This window comes from Bradyrhizobium ottawaense, assembly GCF_002278135.3.
In the GTDB taxonomy this organism is placed as follows: Bacteria; Pseudomonadota; Alphaproteobacteria; order Rhizobiales; family Xanthobacteraceae; genus Bradyrhizobium; species Bradyrhizobium ottawaense.
The window spans coordinates 7835843-7855136 of the sequence record NZ_CP029425.2; the positions used below are offsets into that span (position 1 = coordinate 7835843).

Below are 19294 nucleotides of genomic sequence, written 5' to 3' on the forward strand. Positions count from 1 at the left end.
GAGCTAATCGCCGCATCGCCAAAAGAGGGGGCTGAATTACCCCCCGATTTCTGCTTTCAAAGAAACACGTAAGGGGAGGAATAGATGAAACGCTTTTACTTGACCGCCGCCATCACCGCGGCGACGCTTGCCCTGCCGGCGCTGCCCGCGCTGGCCCAGACCAGCGAAATCACCATCGGCATCACCACCACCACGACCGGCCCCGGCGCCGCGCTCGGCATTCCCGAGCGGAACGCGCTGGAATTCGTGCCGAAGGAAATCGGCGGCGTGCCGCTGAAGGTGATCGTGCTCGACGACGGCGGCGATCCCACCACCGCGACCACCAACGCCCGCCGCTTCGTGACCGAATCCAAGGCCGACATCATCATGGGCTCGGCGCTGACGCCGCCGACGATCGCGGTCTCCAACGTCGCCAACGAAGCCGGCATTCCGCATTTCGGCCTGGCGCCCTTCCCGATCACGCCCGAGCGCATGAAGTGGTCGGTGGCGATGCCGCAGCCGATCCCGATCGTGGGCAAGGTGCTGTACGAGCACATGAAGAGCAAGGGCGTGAAGACGCTCGGCTATATCGGCTATTCCGACTCCTATGGCGATCTCTGGTTCAACGACCTCAAAGCCCAGGCCGTGCCGATGGGCATGACCATCGTCGACGAGGAGCGCTTCGCCCGTCCCGATACGTCGGTGACCGGACAGGTGCTGAAGCTGGTCGCCGCCAACCCGGATGCGATCCTGGTCGGCGCGTCGGGCACCGCGGCCGCGCTGCCGCAGACCGAGTTGCGCGAACGCGGCTATCAGGGCCTGATCTACCAGACCCACGGCGCCGCCAGCATGGACTTCATCCGCATCGCCGGCAAAGCGGCCGAAGGCGTGCTGATGGCGTCGGGTCCGGTGATGGACCCCGAGGATCAGCCGGACGAAGCCGCCACCAAGAAGCCGGGTCTCGCGCTCAACGCCGCGTATGAGGCAAAGTACGGCCCGAACAGCCGCAGCCAGTTCGCTGGCCATTCCTACGACGCCTTTGAGATCCTCAAGCGCATCATCCCGACCGCGCTGAAGACCGCAAAACCCGGTACGCCGGAATTCCGCGAAGCGATCCGCCAGGCCTTGCTGACGGAGAAGGAGCTGGCGGCGAGCCAGGGCGTCTACAACTTCACCGAAAAGGACCGCTACGGCCTCGACGACCGCTCGCGCATCCTGCTGACGGTGAAGAACGGCAAGTACTCGCTGGTGAAATAGACACGGCGAAAGTTGAGAGACAACGAGAGCCGGCCCGATGGGCCGGCTCTTTTGTTTTTCGGATTTGAGATCGAGCTGCGGGCCCCAGGCGCCGGTGCGCCCCTTCTCCCGCTTGCGGGAGAGGGGCACCGAGCCCGCGGATACGGCGGCCTCAAGCCGCCTGCCGCAGCGGGGTCCAGGCGAATTCGGGGTAGTAGTTGTCCATCATGCGATCGACATAAGCGGTGAGGTTCGGAAAGCCCTCGGCGCGCTCGCGCAGGGCCGATTCGAAGAACGGCGAGAGGATGCCGGCGAGCATACCGAAGGCGGTGGCGTCGACGCCGCAGGGCTTGTTGCCCATCAGATAGGATTTGTCGCCGAGCTGCACCGAGAGCGCGAACAGCGAGCGCACAGCGAGCTCGACATCGTCATCGGGCCCATGGCGGCCGAGGCCCGAGAGCAGATAGTTCTCGGCGACGCGGAATTGCGCATCCTCGCGCAGTTTCTCGCGGTTGTGCTCCGGTGCGCCGTCGAAGAAATGCGCAGGCCCCTTGGCGAAATTGACCGGATCGACCCAGCGCGCCCCGACCAGCCCCCAGTAGATGTGGTGCTCGATCATCCGTTCGAACGCCCAGGCCTGCGCGCGGTCGGTCAGCGACAGCCCGGCATCGAAATCAAAGCCGTATCGGCGCTCGATATGGGCGCGGATGAAGGTGGAATCGGCCACCGCCTCGCCGCCATCGTCGATGAAGGGCAGCTGCCCCTTGGGCGAGGCGGGCGGCATTGCCCGCTCCTTCCGGTAAGGCAGTCCCGCCATCTTGAGCTGCACCTCCGTCTTGGTGACGAAGGGGCTGATTTCCGGCAGGCCGAAGCCGGTGCCAAATCCGTAGAGCGTGATCATGAAAGCTTCTCCTGAACCACCGAAAAGTTGACGGAACCTAGTGCCGGGCTGCTGCCACCATGGTGGCAGCAGCCGTGATATCTTCTGCGAAACGGGCCCCCCGCCAGGCACGGCCCATCACATGGCGGACCAGCGCGTCCGCAGCCTGGATCAGCGGGCGTGCCACCACGCTCGCAAGGGCAAACCGGAGGTCGACGGCCATGAGATCGAGCGAAACGAGGCGGCCGAACGCCGATGCGGACCACGCCTGTGCCCGCAACATCGGAATAGCCGGGCCGAAATGGGTCGGAATGATCATGGACAAATCCTCTTCAGTCGATGTGTTGTCCCGGTATAGAACCCCCCTGCTGCCAACATCCTGTCAGCAGCCGCGCGCCACTTTCTGAAAAGATCACCGACAAGGGACCAGCATGAGACGCGCCGACCGGCTGTTTCAAATCATCCAGGTGCTGAGGCGCACGCGTAAGCCGCTGACGGCGGACGCCATCGCGGCCGAGCTCGAGACCTCGAAGCGCACGATCTATCGCGACATCGCGACGCTGATCGGCCAGCGCGTGCCGATTCGCGGTGAAGCCGGCATGGGCTACATCCTGGAAAAGGGATTTGATCTCCCGCCTTTGATGCTGACGCCCGACGAGATCGAGGCGGCGGTGCTGGGCGCCCAATGGGTCGCCGGCCATGCCGATTCGGCACTCGCGCGCGCGGCCGAAGATCTGATGGCCAAGATCGCCGACACCGTGCCCGAGCGCCTGCGTCCTTTCGTGCTGGAGCCGGCGAGCCGGGCTCGGCCGAGCTGGAACAGGGAGCCGGACCGCCTGGACATGGTACGCACGCGCACCCAGATCCACGAAGGCAAGAAGATCATGCTGCGCTATCGCGACGAGCAGGGCCGCGCCAGCGAGCGCATGATCTGGCCGATCTCGGTCGGCTATCTCGAAGCCGTGCGCCTGCTGGCAGCCTGGTGCGAGCTACGCGGCGACTTCCGCAGCTTCCGGACCGACCGCGTGGTCGACGCCAACTATCTCGACGAGAGATATCCGGAGCGGCGCGACGTGCTGCGCGCGAGATGGCGGCAGAGCCTGGTCTGGGGCCCGCCCAAAGACACCTGACAAGGACATGTGAGGACGATGGAAGAGAACTCCCCCGTCGATCTGTCGAGCTTTTGCCAGAGTTGCGGCGCCTGCTGCGGCTATTCGGCGAACTGGCCGCGCTTCTCGATCGAGAGCGACGAAGAGCTTGCCGCGATTCCGGAAGCGCTGGTCAACGACCGCCAATCCGGCATGCGTTGTGAGGGCGATCGCTGTTCGGCCTTGCAAGGGGATATCGGAAACGCGACCGCATGCGGCATCTATGCGATGCGGCCGGAGGTGTGCCGCACCTGCATGCCCGGCGACGCCGAATGCGCGATGGCGCGGCGGAAGTTCGGGCTTCCGGCTATCGAAGCAAGTTAGGCCGGAACGGCTTCGCCGATTTCGTCGTCGATTTCGTCGTCCAGCGGTGCGAGCACCGAGAGCGGCTTGGTCGACAGCGTGATCGGCTTGCGCCCGCCCGATAGCGACGGCGAGGATTTCGCCGTGCCTTCGCGCGACAGCGCATAGAGCGTCGAGCCGACGCGGCCGCCGTTTTCGATCAGGTCGCGCTCGTTGCAGCTCCCTGCGATCGCGACCGCCAGCGAGTGCAGATGGCTGCGGCGATAGCAGAACAGCGCCAGCCTGGCGCGCGCGTCAGGAGAAACACTCTCAACCAGCCTCGGCAGGCCACCCTCGCTGGCGCGATACATCTCGCCAAGGAGCTCGTCGCGAACCGGGCAGAAATCGCTCTCAAAAGTGTCGCGGCTTGAAAACATTGCAGTTCTCCCTCGTGTGCGGAAGATGCAGCGCAATTCTCTAATGAAAGGTTAACCACGCTGCCCGGTAGTCACCCGGGGTGCTTGCGCGTGGGCCGCGAATCGGAGGCGGCGCGGAGCTCTCCGCGGCCATCCTTCGAGACGCCCGCCTTCGGCGGGCTCCTCACAGGATGAGGTCTGGAACTGCTGACAGACTATCCCCTCATGGTGAGGAGGCGCGTAGCGCCGTCTCGAACCAGGCAGGCCCGACCGTCGCCCCGAGGCCACTACCCTCAGTTCGCCGCCATGAAGATGGAGAGGCCGAAGCCGGTGAGATGGTGCAGGGCCTGGTCGACGCCGATCAGGGTCCAGAACCAGGGATGCGCAAGGTCGACGCCGAAATTCGCCGAGACCAGTCCCTTGGCGCGGTCGATCGTGATGTGGATCACGAAGTCGATAAAGGCCACGAACCAGAATTTCGGCGCGACGATCAGGATCAAGGGCAGCGCAACCGCAAGGTGAATCAGGCAATGCACCAGAAGCGGCAGGGCCCAGCCGTGCTTCTGGTCCTTGCCGTGCGCCATCCAGGCCGTCTGGAGAACGAAATCGGCGATGATGTGCTTGAAGGTGAGCAGCAACATCCAGCCAATGAGCGCTTCGACCGGAATCGCCGATGACATGGGTGGAAACGACAAAGCCGACGCCCTCATTGAGGTGACAAGAAAAATTGGAGCGTTCAGCGCAACTTCTTCTTGGACCGGTCAAATCGCCGGGACCTTCGATTTATGACATCTCCCGCGGCGGAATGCAGCCGGGGGGAACCGGAAAATCGCCAAGTGTGGCTAACCGGTGATAGGATGACCTTTCGCCGCGTCCGCGTCGAGTAAGGTTACCCTCGGCTCGAAATTTGCATTCCGGTCCCGGCGCGCTATCATTGCCGGTACAGAATATCATTCTTTTTTCAGACGTTTAGGAATTGCAGGGCGCCCGCCGCGATCACGTCCGCGAGCCGTCCGTCATCGGAGAATAAGGCCAGAGTGCTGCCATGAGTACTGAAGGCCCCACCGCATCCCCGATCGAGCCGCCGCCGCGGCGCCCCAAGGTGATCAAGACCAATCAGCAACAGGTCTTCCTCTACGTCGTGCTGACCCTGCTGCTGTCGCTCGCCACCGTCTGGGGCGGCCGTGCCATGCTGCACAATTCGGAGACGCTGACCTTTGCCGTCGGCGCTCCCAACAGCGACGAGGCGCTGTTCGCGGCAAAGCTCGCCGCCCTGCTGAAGAGCAACGCCTCGCGCTTCCGGATCAAGGTCGTCAACAACGCCGACAACGCCAAGGCGCTCGCGCAGTTCGACCGCAAGCAGGCCGATCTTGCCGTGCTGCGTACCGACGCCAAGGTGCCGCTGCGGGCGCGCACGCTCGCGATCCTCGAGCACGACCTCGTGCTTCTGCTCGGTCCCGGCAACAAGAAGATCAAGTCGATCGCCGAGCTGAAGAAAAAGAAGGTCGCCGTTCTCGCCGAGAACGAATCCTCCCTCGCCTTCGTCCGCGGCATCCTCGACATCCCCGACGGTCCGGACGCCGCCAAGATCCAGATGGCGCCGCAGGGCACGACGCTCGACAAGCTGTTTGCGCCGTCAAACGGCTTTGGCGCGGTGATCGCCATCGTTCATGCCTCCAGGGCGGTGCGCGACAAGGCCTATGAGCAGGTCGCCAAGCGCGGCGGCTTCACGCTCAACGCGATCGACGAGGCCAAGGCGCTGGCGCGCAAGCTCCCGGGCATTTCCAGCGAGACGCTGACGGCAGGCACGCTGTCGACCTCGCCGCAAATTCCCGACGACGACCTCGACACGGTCGGGCTCGAATGGCTGCTGGTCACGCAATCCAGGATGTCCCCATCCACGGCGGGCGAGCTGGCACGCACCATCTACGAGAACAAATCCGCGCTCGGGCTCGACAACGGCTTTGCCAGCAGAATTGAGCCGGCCTCGACCGAGAAGGACGCCTTCGTGATGGCGCACCAGGGGGCGGCCGACTACATCAACGACGACACCAAATCGTTCATGGATAAGTACAGCGACCTGATGTATCTGGGCGCCGCCGCGCTCAGCGTCATCGGCTCGATCTTCGCGGCGATCTACGCCAAGATCACCCGCATCGCGCCGGAGAAGGCCAGCGAGCTCTCCACCGCCATCCTCGACATCGGCGAGCGGATCGAGCACGCCCACTCTCTGGACCAGCTCGAATGTCTCCAGGACGAGCTGGAGGGCATCTTGCGCGGCGCCGTCATCGGTCTCAGGGACGGCACGATCAGTACCGACGGGCTCGACACCTTCAAGCTCGGTTACGAGTTCGTCCGCGACGAGATCGGCATGCGCCGCGACTATCTGAAACGCCATGCCGGCGAAACCGAGAAGACGGTGCAGGGCGGCGGCCCTGCCCAGCACGACGACAGCAATGTCGTGGTGGTGAAGACCGCCCAGAGCGCCTGACGGCCGCGCCGGTTGGCGCCGCCGCTGCAATGCCGAAGGCGTTGCGGCGCCGAGCCGGGACCCAGGAACCGCAGCTTGCGCTGCTGGATGAGCCCCGGCTCTGCAGCGCATCACTCCGTGCTGCGCTGCGCCCGGGGCACGAGAGAGAGATCGTGACGACCGCCCGTCTGGAACCCAGCCCATCTGCAACCGTTGGTTTCCGGTTGCAACCGGAGACCGCAGCATGCGTGCACTCCTCATCATGGTCCTTCTGGGAATGCTGGCGGCGGCCGGCTACTTCGCCTATTCCGCAATGGCGGTCGAAGGTGAGCCGATCCCGACGGAAGGCTATGTGGCGCTGGCACTGGGCGCGGGGTTTTCCGTCATTGTCGGCGTCGGGCTGATGGTGCTGCTGTTCTTCAGCAGCCGCCGTGGCTACGACGAGCCGCCGCATTTCAGGTAAGGCACCACGCCAGCGACGGCGGCACGGACCGGCAGGCGCAGCAGCGTCGTTCACCCAGCCTGCCCGTCGTTGACGGCCCCCGCCCGGGCGGGCACTTTGACACCGGCGTCCCCGCCGGGACCCGAAGACTTGTCTCAAGATCGAGCCGCCTTTCCGCATGTCCAAGCCGCTGATTTCCGCTCTGGCCCAGTTCGCGGCCGCCACGGCCGGCCGCAACATGACCAAGGCGGCCTATGTGGCTGTGACGGTCGGCGTGCTCAGCATGGTGTTGCTGTCGGACAAGCGCGCCCAGGAGGCGCACGGCTGGTTCAACGCCCTGCTCTGGACCTGCCTCGCCTATTTCGTGTTCGAATGGCTGGTGCGGCTGCGCCACATGACGCAGCAGGGGCGGCTCTCGCTGTACATGTCCTCCTCCGCCGGACTGGTCGATGCGATCGGGGCGCTGGCGGTGCCGGTCGCGCTTCTCTTCGGCGCCGAGCCGAAGACGGCCTGGCTGCTCAGCGTGCTCTGGGTGCTGAAGGTGGTGCCTGGCATCCCCGGCCTGCGGCAGCTTCGCCGCGTGCTGGTGCTGGAATCGGGCCCGCTGGTCAGCGTGCTCGTGATCTTCCTGATGGTGGTCTTCCTCGCCTCCGTCGCCGAATATTTCCTGGAGCGGGACGTGCAGCCGCAGACTTTTGGCAGCGTGCCCGCCGCGCTGTGGTGGGCCGTCGTCACACTCACGACCACCGGCTACGGCGACGTCGTGCCGGTCACGCCGCTCGGCCGCATCGTGGCGGCCGCGGTGATGATCTCCGGCCTCGGCGTGTTCGGCCTCTGGACCGGTATTTTGGCGACCGGATTTGCCGCCGAGACGCGGCGCGACAATTTCCTCAAGACCTGGGAATCCGTCAGCAAGGTGCCATTCTTCGCAGCGCTCGGGCCCGCTGCGATTGCCGACGTCACCCACATGCTGCGGACCATGGAGCTGCCGGCGCGCACCATGATCATTCGCAAGGGCGCGCAGGGCGATTGCATGTATTTCATCGCCGCGGGCGAGGTCGAGGTCGAACTGCCCGGCAAGAAGGTCCAGCTCGGCGAAGGCGCCTTCTTCGGCGAGATGGCGCTGCTCGGCAACAACAAGCGCGGCGCCAACGTCTCGACCACGAAAGTGTCGCGGCTTCTGGTGCTCGACCTCGTCGACTTCCGCGTGCTGATGGCACGGCATCCCGATCTCGCCGAGACCATCGACGCCGAGGCGAAACGCCGCGCGCTCGAAAACAGATAAAAGGAGACAAGAATGTCGGACATCACCGACGCAGCCACCGGCCCCGTGCTCGAACGTGACGGCGCCCGCGCCACCATCCGCCTCAACCGGCCCAAGCATCTCAATCGGCTGCAGGCCGAGGACCTCGACGACCTCGTCAGACTGTTCGATCTGATCGAGGCCGACCCAGCCATCCGCGTGCTGGTGCTGACCGGCACCGGACGCGCCTTCTCGGCCGGGTATGACCTCAATTCGGTCGCCGAGCGCGCCGTCAGCGCCAACGAGCAGCAGAGCGCGGGCTCTGCGTTCGAGGTAGTCGTCAACCGGCTGGAGGATCTGGGCGTGCCGACGATCTGCCGGCTCAACGGCGGCGTCTATGGCGGCTCGACCGACCTCGCGCTCGCCTGCGATTTCCGCATCGGCGTCGACACCGCCGAGATGTTCATGCCGGCGGCGCGGCTCGGGCTGCATTACTACAGGAGCGGCATCAAACGCTACGTCACCCGGCTCGGCGTCGACAATGCGAAGAAGCTGTTCCTGACGGCGCAGAAGATCAGCGCGCCGGAGATGCTGCGCATCGGCTATCTCACCGCGATGGTACCGGTGGAATTCCTCGACGAGGAGGTCGACCAACTCGCCAACATCCTCGCCGGCAATGCCCCGCAGGCGATGCGCGGCATGAAGCGCGCGATCAACGAATTCGCCCGCGGCGAGCTCGATGACCGCGCCGCCGACCAGCGCCACCGCGACAGCATGCGCGGCGACGAGATCAAGGAAGGCATCAAGGCGTTCGCGGAGAAGAGAGCGCCGAGGTTTTGAATTTCTCTCGCTGTCGTCCCGGACAAGCGCGCCCTAAGCGCGCGCCGATCCGGGACCCATAACCACAGGGAGTGGTTACCGCGCCGGGCTGCTAACTCCGAGTCTTCGGAAAATATCTCCCTGTGGTTATGGGTCCCGGGTTCGCGCTACGCGCGCCCCGGGACGACAGCGGAGAATGAGGCGCCTGCTCAGCCCCCAACCGCCTTCGCATGCAGCGCCGCCATCTCGTCGTCCGCCGCATTGATGCGCTGGAATGCAGGCCGCGCGGTCATGCGTTCGGCATAGCGGACGAACACGTCCTTCTTCGGTACGATGCCGAACATCATGGTCCAGCTGAACGCCACGCCCCACAACACATCGGCGGCCGTCATCCGCTCGCCAAGCAAATAGGGCCCTTCCGACAGCTGCGCTTCCAGCGCGCCGAGCATGGTGTCGTAGTCGGCATAGGGCGACTGCGTGATCGGCGCCGGCTCGCGCTGCATGAACTTGTCGATCAGCGCGGGCTCGAAGGATGAGCCGTAATAGGCGATCCAGCGCAGATAAGGACCGCGCAGCGGATCGTTCAGGGCGGGCGTCAGACCTGCCTGCGGGAAGAGATCGGCGAGATGGATGGTGATCGCGACCTGCTCGGTCACCAGGGCATCGCCGTGGCGGATCGCCGGGACCTTGCCGAGCGGATTGATGGCGAGATAAGCGGGCTGACGCTGCTCGCCGGCCTTCATGTTGAGGACATGCAGATCGTAGCGCGCGCCCAGCTCCTCCAGCAGCACCCGCGTGCCGGTGGCGCGGCTTTGCGGCGAGTAATACAGCGTGATGCGGTTCGGATCGGTCATGGCAGGTCTCCATCGGGCCAGCGGGCGGTGGGGCAGCTTGTAGCGGGCCATACCTGACATCCTGTGTCAGGTATGGTTTAAGCAATCCATGCGCGCGAGCCGAATGTTGTCGATCCTCACCACCCTCCAGGCCAGGGGGCAAGTCACCGCGCCCGAACTCGCGGAGGCCTGCGAGGTCTCGGTCCGCACGATCTATCGCGACATCGACGCGCTCGCCGCGTCCGGCGTTCCGGTTTACGCCGACCGTGGCGCGGAGGGCGGCTATCGGCTGCTCGACGGCTATCGCGTGCGGCTGAACGGCCTGTCGCAGAGCGAGGCCGAGACGCTGTTCCTGGCGGGCTTGCCGGGCCCGGCGGCGGCGCTCGGGCTTGATGCGGCAATGATCGCCGCGCAGAACAAGCTGATGGCGGCGCTGCCCGTCCATCTGCGCCAGGATGCCAGCCGGATGCAGGAACGCTTTCATCTGGATGCGCCGGGCTGGTTCGGCGAGGCCGAAGAGCCGAAGCATCTGCGCACGATTGCCGGCGCGGTGCTGCGCGGGACACTGATCAAGATCCGCTACCGGAGCTGGCGCGCGGAGAAACAGCGTCGCCTCGCGCCGCTCGGCCTCGTGCTGAAGGGCGGGAGCTGGTATTTCGCCGGCCAGGTCGACGCCAGCGTGCGCACCTATCGCGTCGCGCGCGTGCTCGACTGCACGGCGCTCGACGAAGGCTTCGATCGTCCCGCCGATTTCGATCTCGCCGCCTATTGGCAGGCCGCGACGCTGCGTCTCGAGGCCGAGATGCATCCCAATGTCGCGATCGTCCGGTTGTCGCCGTTCGGCGTCAAGCTGCTCGACGCGCTGAGCCAGCCGTACATCAAGGCGCGCACGCAGCTCGAGGAGACCGCTGATGTGGACGGCTGGCGCATTGCGCGCGTGCCTGCTGGCAAGACGTCCTGGCACGCCGCGGCCGAATTGTTGCGGCTCGGCCCCGAGGCCGAGGTGCTGGAGCCCGCCGACCTCCGCGACAAGATGGCGGAACTGACGCAGGCGATGGCCGCGCGCTATCGCGCGGCGCGGAAAACATGAGGCCGGCATCTTTCGCCGCAGCCCACGAAACATTCCTGAAACACGATTCTCCTCCTCCCGGGTGAACGCATTCGCGTCTCGGCCCGACCGAGATGCAGGGACACAACAACGGCCTTAGCGCCACACTGGAGAATGAAGATGTTTCGTAAGCTTGCTCTCGGCCTGATCGCCGCCGGTTCGCTCGGCGTTGCCGCTCTCGCGCCCACCGCCGCCTCGGCTGGCGGTTTCCACCATCACCATTGGGGTCATGGCTGGGGTCCGGGCTGGGGCTTCGGCGGCGTCTACGTCAACACCGGCGTCAGCAACTGCTACCAGGAGCGCCTCGTTCGGACCCGCCATGGCATGCGCGTCCGCGTCGTGAATGTCTGCGCGTACGGAATCTACTGATATCTCGCCTTCCAAACAAAGCTCCGGTCGCGCTGCGGCCGGAGTTTTGCGTTTGGTTAACGGCTCCTCAGATTCCGGCGAAACCAGACCCAGGTTTCGCGCGTCGTCTGGATGTAGCCGCGGCCGCGATAAACGATCTCACCGTCGACGATCTCGTTCAGCTTCGGCAGCGCGTGAAACGGTATCGAGGGATAGGCGTGGTGCTCGACATGGTAGGGCATGTTCCACGCGAACCATTTGACCACCGCAGCGGTGTAGGTGGTGCGGGTGTTCTGAAAAGCACTGCGAGTGCGCTCGCAGCCGGTATGCTCGGCATAGAGATAGGGCCGCAGGAACAACTGCCCGATAACAAGCGGGACGAGCCAGACCCAGAGCAGCAGCGCTGACGAGAACCACAGCGAGAGCGCGAGCAGCAGGACATAGACCGCGACATAGATACGCGCCTCTCTCACGATGACGGCGCGCTTGTTTTCGGGGATCCAGGGCACGGTGACCCTTCCGGTGACCGCATGGCCGAGCATCAGCCGGAGACGGCCGGCGACCTGGAGCAGGCCGCTATAGGCGAGCGCGAGCTGCGTGTCGGATGTCGGTTTCACCCCGACGATCAACTCCGGGTCCTTGTCCGGATCCTGGGTGTAGCGGTGATGGTCCCAATGAAACAGGCAGTAATATTCGTAAGGCAATCCGATGAGGAAGGCCGAGAGATAGCCGACGACGAGGTTGAGGCTGCGGCTCCTGAACGCAGTCTTGTGCGCGGTCTCGTGCACCGCCATGAACAGGAAGGCGACGACATAGCCCTGCACCGCCATCAGCGGCAGCGCCCAGAGCACGCCCCAGGTCGACGAAACCTTCCAGATCAGCGTGCCCACCAGCACGATCACGCCATAATGGCCGAGGCTCTGCGCTGCGCCTCTGACATCGGAGCGGGCCGACAATTCGCGCAGCATGGCGGGCGTTAGCGGCTTCAGGCGATGGCCGGACTCTGAAACGGCTGTGTCGGTCATGATCATTTGCCTGCCTGCTTGCCAAGTAGGTCCGCGATTTCGGCCTTGATGAAGGCCTGGTCGCGCGGATTGCCAACGGGATTGCCGGCGCGATGGCCATGCAGCGACGGGATCGGATGCAGCACCGCGGATTTCGCGTTGACCAGTCGGCCGAGCTCGTCCTCGTTGTCGCGGACATCGAAATAACGGTCGGTCGCGCCCGGCATCAGCAGCATGTGCGCCTTGATCGCCGCCAGCGCCCGATCGAAATCGCCAGCGAAGCTCGCACAGCGGCTGATGTCGCCGTTCTGCCAGATGCCGATCTGTGCCAGCAGATCATTGGCGTCGCGCCGGGCAAACGTCGCGTCCCAGACGCGGACGAGGTAATCTTCCAGCGAGGTGAAGCCGGCCTCGCGCCAGAGCTCATCGCGGTAGAAGCCGTGCGACATCGCCCAGCCGGCATAGACCCGCCCCATGGCACGATAGCCGGCGACCGGTTTCTCGGCGAAGCGGCCGTCGCGGAAGGCGGGATCGGCGGTCAGCGCGGCCTTCACGCTTTCAAGGAAAACGTAATTGTAGGGCGCGCAGCGGGCACTGCCGCAGACGACGGCTGCGCGCTCGACCATGTCGGGGTGCAGCGCCGCCCAGTGATAGGCCTGCATGCCGCCCATCGACCAGCCATAGACCAGGGCCAGCTTTGAAATGCCGAAGCGCTCGGCGAGCAGCCGGTGCTGGACCGCAATCGCATCGTGATAGGTCACCGCGGGGAACGGCGCTGCGCTATTCGACGGCGAGGACGACAGGCCGTTGCCCAAGAGGTTCGGGATGATGATGAAGTAGCGCGTGGGGTCGAGCACGCTGTCCGGGGCGATCAGCCACTCGGTGTCAAAATGCTGCGCGCTGAACGAGGTCGGATAGAGGATGACGTTGTCCTTTGCAGCGCTCAGCGTGCCATAGGTCTTGTAAGCAAGCTTCAGCGAAGGGAAAACGGTCCCGGACTGGAGCACAACTTCGCCAGCCTCGAAGATCTCGTAGTGCGCCGTCATGAACCGAACTCCGCTTACGCGGCCGCAGAGCGCCGCGGCTTCCACGATGCATCGATCATGCCGGGCTCGCAGCTGCGTCATTGCAGCAGATTTATAACTGTACTTATAGTACAGTTATTCGAGGCCGGCAAGATAAATCAGATCCGCTCGCCGGCTCAGGCGATGGCGGCGACGTAGCGCTCCACTGACGCCGCGAAGGCGGCCTTGGCGCCGCTGGCGATGTTGCGGCCCCACCAGGCGCCATAGATGCGATCGAAGGCGAGCGGCTCGACGGCGGCCGCAATCCGCCGCACCGCAGCTGCATTGAGCGGCATGTAGTTGGGATAGGAATACATGAAGCTGACGAAGCGGCGGTCCATCGTCACCTGGGCGATGTCGCCGGTGAGCAGCGCGCCGCTGCCCTCGGCACCGCGTTGCCAATGCAGCATGGTGGCGCCGGCGAAATGACCGCCGGTGCGTAGCAGCAGCACATCGTCTGAGATGCGGTGGCTCTCGCCGGTCCAGTGCACGATCGAGGGATGCGGCCGCGTGACGAAAGCGCGATCGTCGGCATGCAGATAGACCGGCACGCCGCCAAAGGTATCGCTCCAGTCTGCGACCGCGCCGTAGTAATGCGGATGCGAGATCGCGATCGCCTTCAGCCCGCCGAGCGCCGCCACGTACTGGATGGCCTCATCGGTCGCGAGCGGAATGCAATCCCACATCACGCAGCCGTCGCCCTGAGGCACCAGCAGCGCGCGCTGTCCGATCGCGAAGCTCGGCTCCAGGCCGATCCCGGTGAGGCCAAGATCGTCGCGTCCCACCAGTCGATGGCCCCGCGCGAGCTCCTCGCGCGTGAGAAAGGTCTGCCCCTTCCAGTTCACGAACTGCCGTTCATCCTCGCAGATCACGCAGGAGGCGGGCGGATTTCCGACGTTCGGGAATTGCGCGCCGCAGGTTTCGCAGGTCCAGAGAGGCATGACCAGAACTCCGTGGGAAGATCGCAGGATGACATTGCGACCGCGCTTTCGGCAAGATCGGAACCAACGCGCCCAGCGCTCGTTACGTTCAGGTCCACGCCGGAAGGATGGTCAAGAGGATCGCGACACACGAAGAGCATGTTTAGGTATCGATGACATCGCGGCCTCCCTCCTCGTCCCGTATCTGGCCTCTGTTCGCGCTCAACTTCTTCATGGCCGACATGCAGTCGGGCATTGGGCCGTTCGTCGGGGTCTTCCTCCAGGAGCGCGGCTGGGCGACCGGGTTGATCGGCACCGCGATGACGATCGGCAATGTCGCGGGCATGCTGGTCACGACCCCGATCGGCGGCTTCATCGATTCCAGCCGCAACAAACGGCTATGGGTCGTCATTCCCGGCATCTGCGTCGTTCTCGCCTCCGCCATCATCCTGATCTCGCAAAACTTCTGGGCGGTGACGTTCTCGCAAGTGGCGCAATCGCTGGCGAGCGCCGCCATCGTGCCGGCGGTAACAGGCATCACGCTCGGCATCGCCAAGCAGAAGGGGTTCAACGCGCTCAACGGCCGTAATCAGGCCTTCAACCACGCCGGCAACATGGTCGGCGCGGCATTGTCCGGCTATCTCGGCTACAGGTTCGGCTATGTCGCCGTGTTCGTGCTGGCGGCCGTGTTCGGCGCCATCGCGATCGCCTGCGTGATGATGATCCCCGCCAAAGCGATCGACGACCGTGCCGCACGCGGCAGCAAGGAAGACGACTCCAAGGCTCCGCCGGATGCGATGACGATGCTGCTCAAGCACAAGGCTCTGCTCGTGCTGGCACTCGCGCTCGCGGTCTTCCACCTCGGCAATGCCGCCATTGTACCGCTCTACGGGCTTGCGGCCGTGGCCGAGGGACAGGCCAACGGCCCAAGCTTCGTCGCGACCACCGTGGTGATCGCGCAAGGCGTCATGATCGTGACCTCGCTGATCGCGATGAAGGCCGCGAGCAAGCGCAACTATTGGCCGGTGATCCTGGTGTCCTTCATGTTCCTGCCCGTCCGCGGCGTGCTGGCCTTCTTCGTGACGGGATGGTGGGGCGTCATACCGATGCAGGTGCTCGACGGTATCGGCACCGGCCTGCAGACGGTCGCCGTTCCCGGTATGGTAGCGCGCGCGCTGAACGGCAGCGGCCGCATCAATCTCGGCCAGGGCGCCGTGATCACGGTGCAGGGCATCGGCGCCAGCCTCAGTCCCGCGCTCGGCGGCTGGATCGCGCAATGGATCGGCTACGGGCCGACCTTCCTGCTGCTCGGCGGCTTCGGCCTCGCCTCAATGGTGCTGTGGCTGGCATTCGGGGCGGCAGTGAAGAAATTCTGAGGCTCGCCGCCACTCGAACGCCACGGCGCAAAGTGCTTTTGCAGTCCACGCACATGGGGACTGCGGCACCTGGTCGCGGTCTCTGGGCGCCGTTGCGAGTGGCTTATCACGCAATCCGCCGCTTTTGCCGTTGCGGCGCACCGGCCTGACGATACAACCTGCCATAAACCGTCAACACCTGCGCTTCCGATCGATGATCCAGCCACAACTCTCATTCGATGGCGACCCGAATGGCCCGGCCTATGAAAGATGGCGCGAGCAGTTTTGCCGTCAGGTGGCCAACGTCGATTTCGTGCCGGTCGGAGAAGGGCGCGTTCACCGAACCATTGCGCCGGCGATTCTTCCCCGCATCAGGCTCTCGGCCTCGTTCGGCTCGCCGATGTCTTTCGTGTCGTTGGGGACCAACGACGAATTGGTGATTACGATGTCGCCCAATTCGGCGCTCAGCGGGGCCATGGGAAAACGCCCGCTGGAGATCGCCGCGGGCGACGTTACGATCGGCGATCCCTCGATCAAGGGCGCGCACATCACTCAGACAGGGTTTGGCAATTTCCAGACTGCGCTGTTGCCGCGCAAGGCGCTGCTGCGCGCGTGCCCGAATGCAGAGGATTTGATTGCACGCTCAATCCCCGGCGCCAATCCGATCACATCGATGTTCCTGCGCTATTATGATCTCGCGCATGAGTATGCCGACAAGCTCGGCCCCGCGGAGCTGGACGCGGTCTCGCAGCACCTGTTCGACCTTTCGGTGCTGATGATCGGAGCGCGCGGCGATGTCGCCGAGCAGGCTCGAATGCGAGGCCTGGCGGCAGCGCGTCTCGAAACCCTCAAGTCCGACATCCTGGCGCAGCTTGACAGCCCCGCGCTGTCGCTCACCGTCCTTTCAGCCGCGCACCGGATCAGCCCGCGCACGATCCAGCTATTGTTCGAACAGGCCGGCATCACCTATAGCGGCTTCGTGCTGGAGCAGCGCCTGCTGCGTGCCGAACGCCTGCTGCGAAATCCCGCCATGCGCATGCGCAAGATCATCGAAATCGCGCATCTCGCGGGCTTTCACGACGTATCCTACTTCCATCGCGCATTCCGCCGCCGCTTCGGACAGACGCCCGACGACGTCAGGAAGCTGGCCGGCGACGCCGGCTAGCGAACTCGATCACGACGCAGCCAAAGGCCGCCCGGCCTTACGCGCCAAAATTCTTCTGGATCGCCTTGTCGAGCGTCTCGCCGCCGACGAAGCGCTGGCGCAGTTCGCGCTTGAGCAGCTTGCCGCTCGGATTCTTCGGCAAGGCATCCACGAAGATGACGCGCTTGGGCACCTTGAAATGCGCCATCTGGCCGGCGCAGTGCTTGATGACGGCGTCCTCGTCCAGCTTTTCGCCGCTCTTGACCACGACGATGGCGGTGACCGCCTCGATCCAGCGCGGATCGGGCAGGCCGACGACGGCGACCTCGGAAACCGCCGGGATACGATATACCATCTCCTCGACCTCGCGGCTGGCAACGTTCTCCCCGCCGGTCTTGATCATGTCCTTGACGCGATCGACCACGGTGATGTGGCCCTCTTCGTCGACGGTGGCGAGATCGCCGGAGTGAAACCAGCCGCCGGTGAATGCTGCCGCGGTCTTCACGGGATCGTTGTAATATCCGGACAATAGATGCGGCGAGCGGTGCACGATCTCGCCGACCTCGCCGACCTCAACGTTTTCCATTGACGTGTTGACGACGCGCGTCTCGACATTGAGCACCGGCTTGCCTGCCGAGCCTGCCTTTCGGAGCTGGTCCTCCGGACGCAGCACGGTCGCGAGCGGCGCGATCTCGGTCTGGCCGTAGAAGTTCCAGAATTTTACGGCGGGCAAGCGGCGCTGCAGCTCGAGCAAAACTTCCACCGGCATGATCGAGGCGCCGTAATAGCCCTTCTGCAGGGACGACAGGTCGGACTTGTCGAAATTCGGCGAGCGCAGCATCGCGATCCAGATCGTCGGCGGCGCGAAGAACGAAGTGATCTTGTGGGCCTCGATCAGCGCCAGGATGTTGTCGGCGGTCGGCTTGCCCGTGATCACCCCGGAGGCGCCGAGATACACTTGCGGCCCCAGAAAGACGTCGAGCTGAGCGCAGTGATAGAGCGGCAGCGCGTGCAGGAACTTGTCATCCACGCTCATGCCGCCATCGATGATGCAGCTGACATACTGCCACATCACCGCTTCATGGGTCAGCATCGCACCCTTGGGCAGCGATTCGGTGCCCGAGGTGTAGACGATCTGCGCGAGATCGCGGCTGTCGACCGAGGCTTCCAGGAATGAGCCGTCGGAATGAAGTAGATCGTCGAAGGTGGTGAGGCCCGCCGGCGCCGACGCGGGATCCTCGCCCGGCAGCCAGATCATCTTCTCGACGGCGCAATCCCTGGCGCTGGCCGCGCGCGCGGGCTCGACGAAGTCCGGCCCCGCCGCGAGCAACTTTGCGCCGGAGCTTTTCAGGATGAAATTGATCTCGTCCGGATTGAGCATGAAGTTGATCGGCACCAGCACCGCGCCGATCCGCGCCACCGCGAAGCGCAGCGCGGCGAAGGCGTGCGAATTGCGCGACAGCACCGCGAGGCGATCGCCCTTCTTCACGCCGAGCCCGAGCAGACCGCGGCCGAGCCGGTTGCAGATCGCATCCATCTCGGCAAAGGTCCAGCTCACATCACCGCAGCTCACCGCAAGCTTGTTCGGCTCACGGCCCCCCGAGCGGCGCAGGAGATCGCCGATGGAATGTTCGCGCGCTTTCGAGATGGTGGCTGCGGTGTCGCCTGTCATGTGTCCCTCCGTGTGATGTCTTGATTAGTTGAATTTCTTGTTTGAAATCTTGCGTCTTGTTTTGCGCTACCGGCGCCGGGCCGCCTGCGCGTGCTCCATGTACATGTGCTCGACCGAGCGATCGAGCGAAGCAATCTTCTCGAAGCCGCGGCGCCAGTCCTGCAAATGCCGGCGAGTCCAGAGCACGCCGGCCTCGCGGTCGCGGTCGCGGATCGCGTCAATGAGATGGCGGTGCGCCGCGACGAGACGCGGGCCGCCTTCGGCGACACCGGTCACGATCATCTCGGTGGTCGGATAGAACAATTGCGCCGCGGGCTCGCGCGCGAGCTGGAGCACGCGGTTTTGCGAGGCTTTTGCGACCAGCACGTGGAATTCGGCATCGCATTCGGCCAGCAGCGCGGGATCGCCGACCACGGCCTCGCTGCGCGCGAGATTGCCGGCGAGCTCGGCGAGATTCTCCTCGCTCGCACGCTCCACCGCGCCCTCGATGCTGGCTACCTCCAGCGTCATCGAGGCCTCATAGAGCTCGCGGAACGTTACCTCGTGCAGGACCAGCGCGCGGCTGAGACGGCTTGCGAGTTTGCTGTAGCGCGGCAGGCAGGCGTGCAGGCGGCGCGAGGAATCGCGCCGGATCAGCCCGCCCTCCTCCAGCACACGGATGCCCTCGCGGATGGTCGAGCGATTGACGCCGAACTGGCGGACCAGATCGTGCTCGGTGCCGATGGGATCGCCGGGCTTGATGCGGCCATTGACGATCTCGCGCTCGATGGCGTCGGCCACCTTCTGATAGGCCGGCGCGACATCGATCGGTCGGAACAGCGGCGCGACAGGCAAATCGGCCTCCAATGGTGATTGTCGGACAAAGTATAAGCGTCGCCGCAGAATGCGTCAAACTGCGCCATTCCTGCGACAGAGGCAACAAATTGACTCT

The 19294-nt window shown here is 64.8% G+C and carries 21 protein-coding genes; 11 read left to right on the forward strand and 10 right to left on the reverse strand.

The annotated features are described in order from the left end of the window. Positions 1-84 precede the first annotated feature (84 nt). The gene (locus CIT37_RS36635; protein ID WP_038950093.1) at positions 85-1236 is read left to right on the forward strand and encodes an ABC transporter substrate-binding protein; all 1152 of its coding nucleotides are present in this window, start codon (positions 85-87) and stop codon (positions 1234-1236) included. A 151-nt stretch (positions 1237-1387) separates the two neighbouring features. Here CIT37_RS36635 and CIT37_RS36640 read toward each other — a convergent pair whose 3' ends face one another. Further along, the gene (locus CIT37_RS36640) at positions 1388-2116 is read right to left on the reverse strand and encodes a glutathione S-transferase family protein (RefSeq protein ID WP_028142153.1); all 729 of its coding nucleotides are present in this window, start codon (positions 2114-2116) and stop codon (positions 1388-1390) included. Between the two features lie 37 nt (positions 2117-2153). Continuing rightward, positions 2154-2414 carry a hypothetical protein gene (locus CIT37_RS36645; RefSeq protein ID WP_018321420.1) on the reverse strand — a complete coding sequence of 87 codons (261 nt, stop codon included), beginning with the start codon at positions 2412-2414 and terminating at the stop codon, positions 2154-2156. 112 nt (positions 2415-2526) lie between these two features. Between CIT37_RS36645 and CIT37_RS36650 the strand changes: the two genes are divergently transcribed. Both CIT37_RS36650 and CIT37_RS36655 read left to right on the forward strand, forming a co-directional pair. Continuing rightward, positions 2527-3225, forward strand: coding sequence for a helix-turn-helix transcriptional regulator (locus CIT37_RS36650; RefSeq protein ID WP_026202551.1), 699 nt, complete (start codon positions 2527-2529; stop codon positions 3223-3225). Between the two features lie 18 nt (positions 3226-3243). Next, positions 3244-3567 carry a YkgJ family cysteine cluster protein gene (locus CIT37_RS36655; protein WP_028142154.1) on the forward strand — a complete coding sequence of 108 codons (324 nt, stop codon included), beginning with the start codon at positions 3244-3246 and terminating at the stop codon, positions 3565-3567. Here CIT37_RS36655 and CIT37_RS36660 read toward each other — a convergent pair. Both CIT37_RS36660 and CIT37_RS36665 read right to left on the reverse strand, forming a co-directional pair. After that, on the reverse strand, positions 3564-3962 hold the full coding sequence (locus CIT37_RS36660; RefSeq protein WP_028142155.1) for a hypothetical protein: 399 nt from the start codon (positions 3960-3962) through the stop codon (positions 3564-3566). The two genes, CIT37_RS36655 and CIT37_RS36660, sit on opposite strands and share 4 nt — an antisense overlap. A 272-nt stretch (positions 3963-4234) precedes the next feature. Then, complete coding sequence (locus tag CIT37_RS36665; protein WP_049801962.1) at positions 4235-4582, reverse strand: DUF3307 domain-containing protein; 348 nt, start codon at positions 4580-4582, stop codon at positions 4235-4237. Between the two features lie 404 nt (positions 4583-4986). On the opposite strand from CIT37_RS36665, the gene CIT37_RS36670 reads away from it, so the two are divergent. The 4 genes from CIT37_RS36670 to CIT37_RS36685 all read left to right on the forward strand — a co-directional run bounded on the left by CIT37_RS36670 (position 4987) and on the right by CIT37_RS36685 (position 8936). Next, positions 4987-6432, forward strand: a complete 1446-nt coding sequence (locus CIT37_RS36670) for a TAXI family TRAP transporter solute-binding subunit (RefSeq protein ID WP_038950098.1) — start codon at positions 4987-4989, stop codon at positions 6430-6432. A gap of 223 nt (positions 6433-6655) precedes the next feature. Further along, complete coding sequence (locus CIT37_RS36675) at positions 6656-6874, forward strand: hypothetical protein (RefSeq protein ID WP_028142158.1); 219 nt, start codon at positions 6656-6658, stop codon at positions 6872-6874. 157 nt (positions 6875-7031) lie between these two features. After that, entirely contained in the window at positions 7032-8138 is a 1107-nt protein-coding gene (locus CIT37_RS36680; RefSeq protein WP_028142159.1) for a cyclic nucleotide-gated ion channel, read from the forward strand. 12 nt (positions 8139-8150) lie between these two features. Continuing rightward, positions 8151-8936: an enoyl-CoA hydratase/isomerase family protein gene (locus CIT37_RS36685; RefSeq protein WP_095424652.1), complete on the forward strand. Its 786-nt coding sequence runs from the start codon at positions 8151-8153 to the stop codon at positions 8934-8936. Between the two features lie 188 nt (positions 8937-9124). Here CIT37_RS36685 and CIT37_RS36690 read toward each other — a convergent pair whose 3' ends face one another. Next, complete coding sequence (locus CIT37_RS36690; protein WP_095424710.1) at positions 9125-9769, reverse strand: glutathione S-transferase family protein; 645 nt, start codon at positions 9767-9769, stop codon at positions 9125-9127. Positions 9770-9857: 88 nt separating this feature from the next. Here CIT37_RS36690 and CIT37_RS36695 point away from each other — a divergent pair, with 88 nt between their 5' ends. After that, entirely contained in the window at positions 9858-10838 is a 981-nt protein-coding gene (locus CIT37_RS36695) for a helix-turn-helix transcriptional regulator (RefSeq protein WP_028142162.1), read from the forward strand. 138 nt (positions 10839-10976) lie between these two features. Next, positions 10977-11225, forward strand: coding sequence for a hypothetical protein (locus tag CIT37_RS36700; protein ID WP_028142163.1), 249 nt, complete (start codon positions 10977-10979; stop codon positions 11223-11225). 56 nt (positions 11226-11281) lie between these two features. On the opposite strand, the gene CIT37_RS36705 is transcribed toward CIT37_RS36700, so the two are convergent. The 3 genes from CIT37_RS36705 to CIT37_RS36715 form a co-directional block, all read right to left on the reverse strand. Then, positions 11282-12229 carry a fatty acid desaturase gene (locus CIT37_RS36705; RefSeq protein WP_028142164.1) on the reverse strand — a complete coding sequence of 316 codons (948 nt, stop codon included), beginning with the start codon at positions 12227-12229 and terminating at the stop codon, positions 11282-11284. A gap of 2 nt (positions 12230-12231) precedes the next feature. Further along, complete coding sequence (locus tag CIT37_RS36710) at positions 12232-13254, reverse strand: alpha/beta fold hydrolase (protein ID WP_095424651.1); 1023 nt, start codon at positions 13252-13254, stop codon at positions 12232-12234. Positions 13255-13409: 155 nt separating this feature from the next. Then, positions 13410-14213 (reverse strand): MBL fold metallo-hydrolase, encoded by an 804-nt coding sequence (locus CIT37_RS36715; RefSeq protein ID WP_095424650.1) that lies wholly within the window; start codon positions 14211-14213, stop codon positions 13410-13412. 152 nt (positions 14214-14365) lie between these two features. On the opposite strand from CIT37_RS36715, the gene CIT37_RS36720 reads away from it, so the two are divergent. Continuing rightward, the gene (locus CIT37_RS36720) at positions 14366-15568 is read left to right on the forward strand and encodes an MFS transporter (protein ID WP_038950105.1); all 1203 of its coding nucleotides are present in this window, start codon (positions 14366-14368) and stop codon (positions 15566-15568) included. Positions 15569-15698: 130 nt separating this feature from the next. Next, entirely contained in the window at positions 15699-16712 is a 1014-nt protein-coding gene (locus tag CIT37_RS36725; RefSeq protein WP_244611330.1) for an AraC family transcriptional regulator, read from the forward strand. A gap of 37 nt (positions 16713-16749) precedes the next feature. On the opposite strand, the gene CIT37_RS36730 is transcribed toward CIT37_RS36725, so the two are convergent. Both CIT37_RS36730 and CIT37_RS36735 read right to left on the reverse strand, forming a co-directional pair. Next, the gene (locus CIT37_RS36730; RefSeq protein WP_095424649.1) at positions 16750-18363 is read right to left on the reverse strand and encodes an acyl-CoA synthetase; all 1614 of its coding nucleotides are present in this window, start codon (positions 18361-18363) and stop codon (positions 16750-16752) included. Between the two features lie 66 nt (positions 18364-18429). Then, a complete protein-coding gene (locus CIT37_RS36735; protein WP_038971312.1) occupies positions 18430-19197 on the reverse strand; it encodes a FadR/GntR family transcriptional regulator in 768 nt (255 codons plus the stop codon). Between the last annotated feature and the right edge of the window lie 97 nt (positions 19198-19294).

Bases quoted from the DNA above. Each gene is read 5' to 3' on its own strand.
- CIT37_RS36635 (WP_038950093.1), top strand. From the start codon at position 85: ATGAAACGCTTTTACTTGACCGCCGCCATCACCGCGGCGACGCTTGCC.
- CIT37_RS36640 (WP_028142153.1), bottom strand. From the start codon at position 2,116: ATGATCACGCTCTACGGATTTGGCACCGGCTTCGGCCTGCCGGAAATC.
- CIT37_RS36645 (WP_018321420.1), bottom strand. From the start codon at position 2,414: ATGATCATTCCGACCCATTTCGGCCCGGCTATTCCGATGTTGCGGGCA.
- CIT37_RS36650 (WP_026202551.1), top strand. From the start codon at position 2,527: ATGAGACGCGCCGACCGGCTGTTTCAAATCATCCAGGTGCTGAGGCGC.
- CIT37_RS36655 (WP_028142154.1), top strand. From the start codon at position 3,244: ATGGAAGAGAACTCCCCCGTCGATCTGTCGAGCTTTTGCCAGAGTTGC.
- CIT37_RS36660 (WP_028142155.1), bottom strand. From the start codon at position 3,962: ATGTTTTCAAGCCGCGACACTTTTGAGAGCGATTTCTGCCCGGTTCGC.
- CIT37_RS36665 (WP_049801962.1), bottom strand. From the start codon at position 4,582: ATGTTGCTGCTCACCTTCAAGCACATCATCGCCGATTTCGTTCTCCAG.
- CIT37_RS36670 (WP_038950098.1), top strand. From the start codon at position 4,987: ATGAGTACTGAAGGCCCCACCGCATCCCCGATCGAGCCGCCGCCGCGG.
- CIT37_RS36675 (WP_028142158.1), top strand. From the start codon at position 6,656: ATGCGTGCACTCCTCATCATGGTCCTTCTGGGAATGCTGGCGGCGGCC.
- CIT37_RS36680 (WP_028142159.1), top strand. From the start codon at position 7,032: ATGTCCAAGCCGCTGATTTCCGCTCTGGCCCAGTTCGCGGCCGCCACG.
- CIT37_RS36685 (WP_095424652.1), top strand. From the start codon at position 8,151: ATGTCGGACATCACCGACGCAGCCACCGGCCCCGTGCTCGAACGTGAC.
- CIT37_RS36690 (WP_095424710.1), bottom strand. From the start codon at position 9,769: ATGACCGATCCGAACCGCATCACGCTGTATTACTCGCCGCAAAGCCGC.
- CIT37_RS36695 (WP_028142162.1), top strand. From the start codon at position 9,858: ATGCGCGCGAGCCGAATGTTGTCGATCCTCACCACCCTCCAGGCCAGG.
- CIT37_RS36700 (WP_028142163.1), top strand. From the start codon at position 10,977: ATGTTTCGTAAGCTTGCTCTCGGCCTGATCGCCGCCGGTTCGCTCGGC.
- CIT37_RS36705 (WP_028142164.1), bottom strand. From the start codon at position 12,229: ATGACCGACACAGCCGTTTCAGAGTCCGGCCATCGCCTGAAGCCGCTA.
- CIT37_RS36710 (WP_095424651.1), bottom strand. From the start codon at position 13,254: ATGACGGCGCACTACGAGATCTTCGAGGCTGGCGAAGTTGTGCTCCAG.
- CIT37_RS36715 (WP_095424650.1), bottom strand. From the start codon at position 14,213: ATGCCTCTCTGGACCTGCGAAACCTGCGGCGCGCAATTCCCGAACGTC.
- CIT37_RS36720 (WP_038950105.1), top strand. From the start codon at position 14,366: ATGACATCGCGGCCTCCCTCCTCGTCCCGTATCTGGCCTCTGTTCGCG.
- CIT37_RS36730 (WP_095424649.1), bottom strand. From the start codon at position 18,363: ATGACAGGCGACACCGCAGCCACCATCTCGAAAGCGCGCGAACATTCC.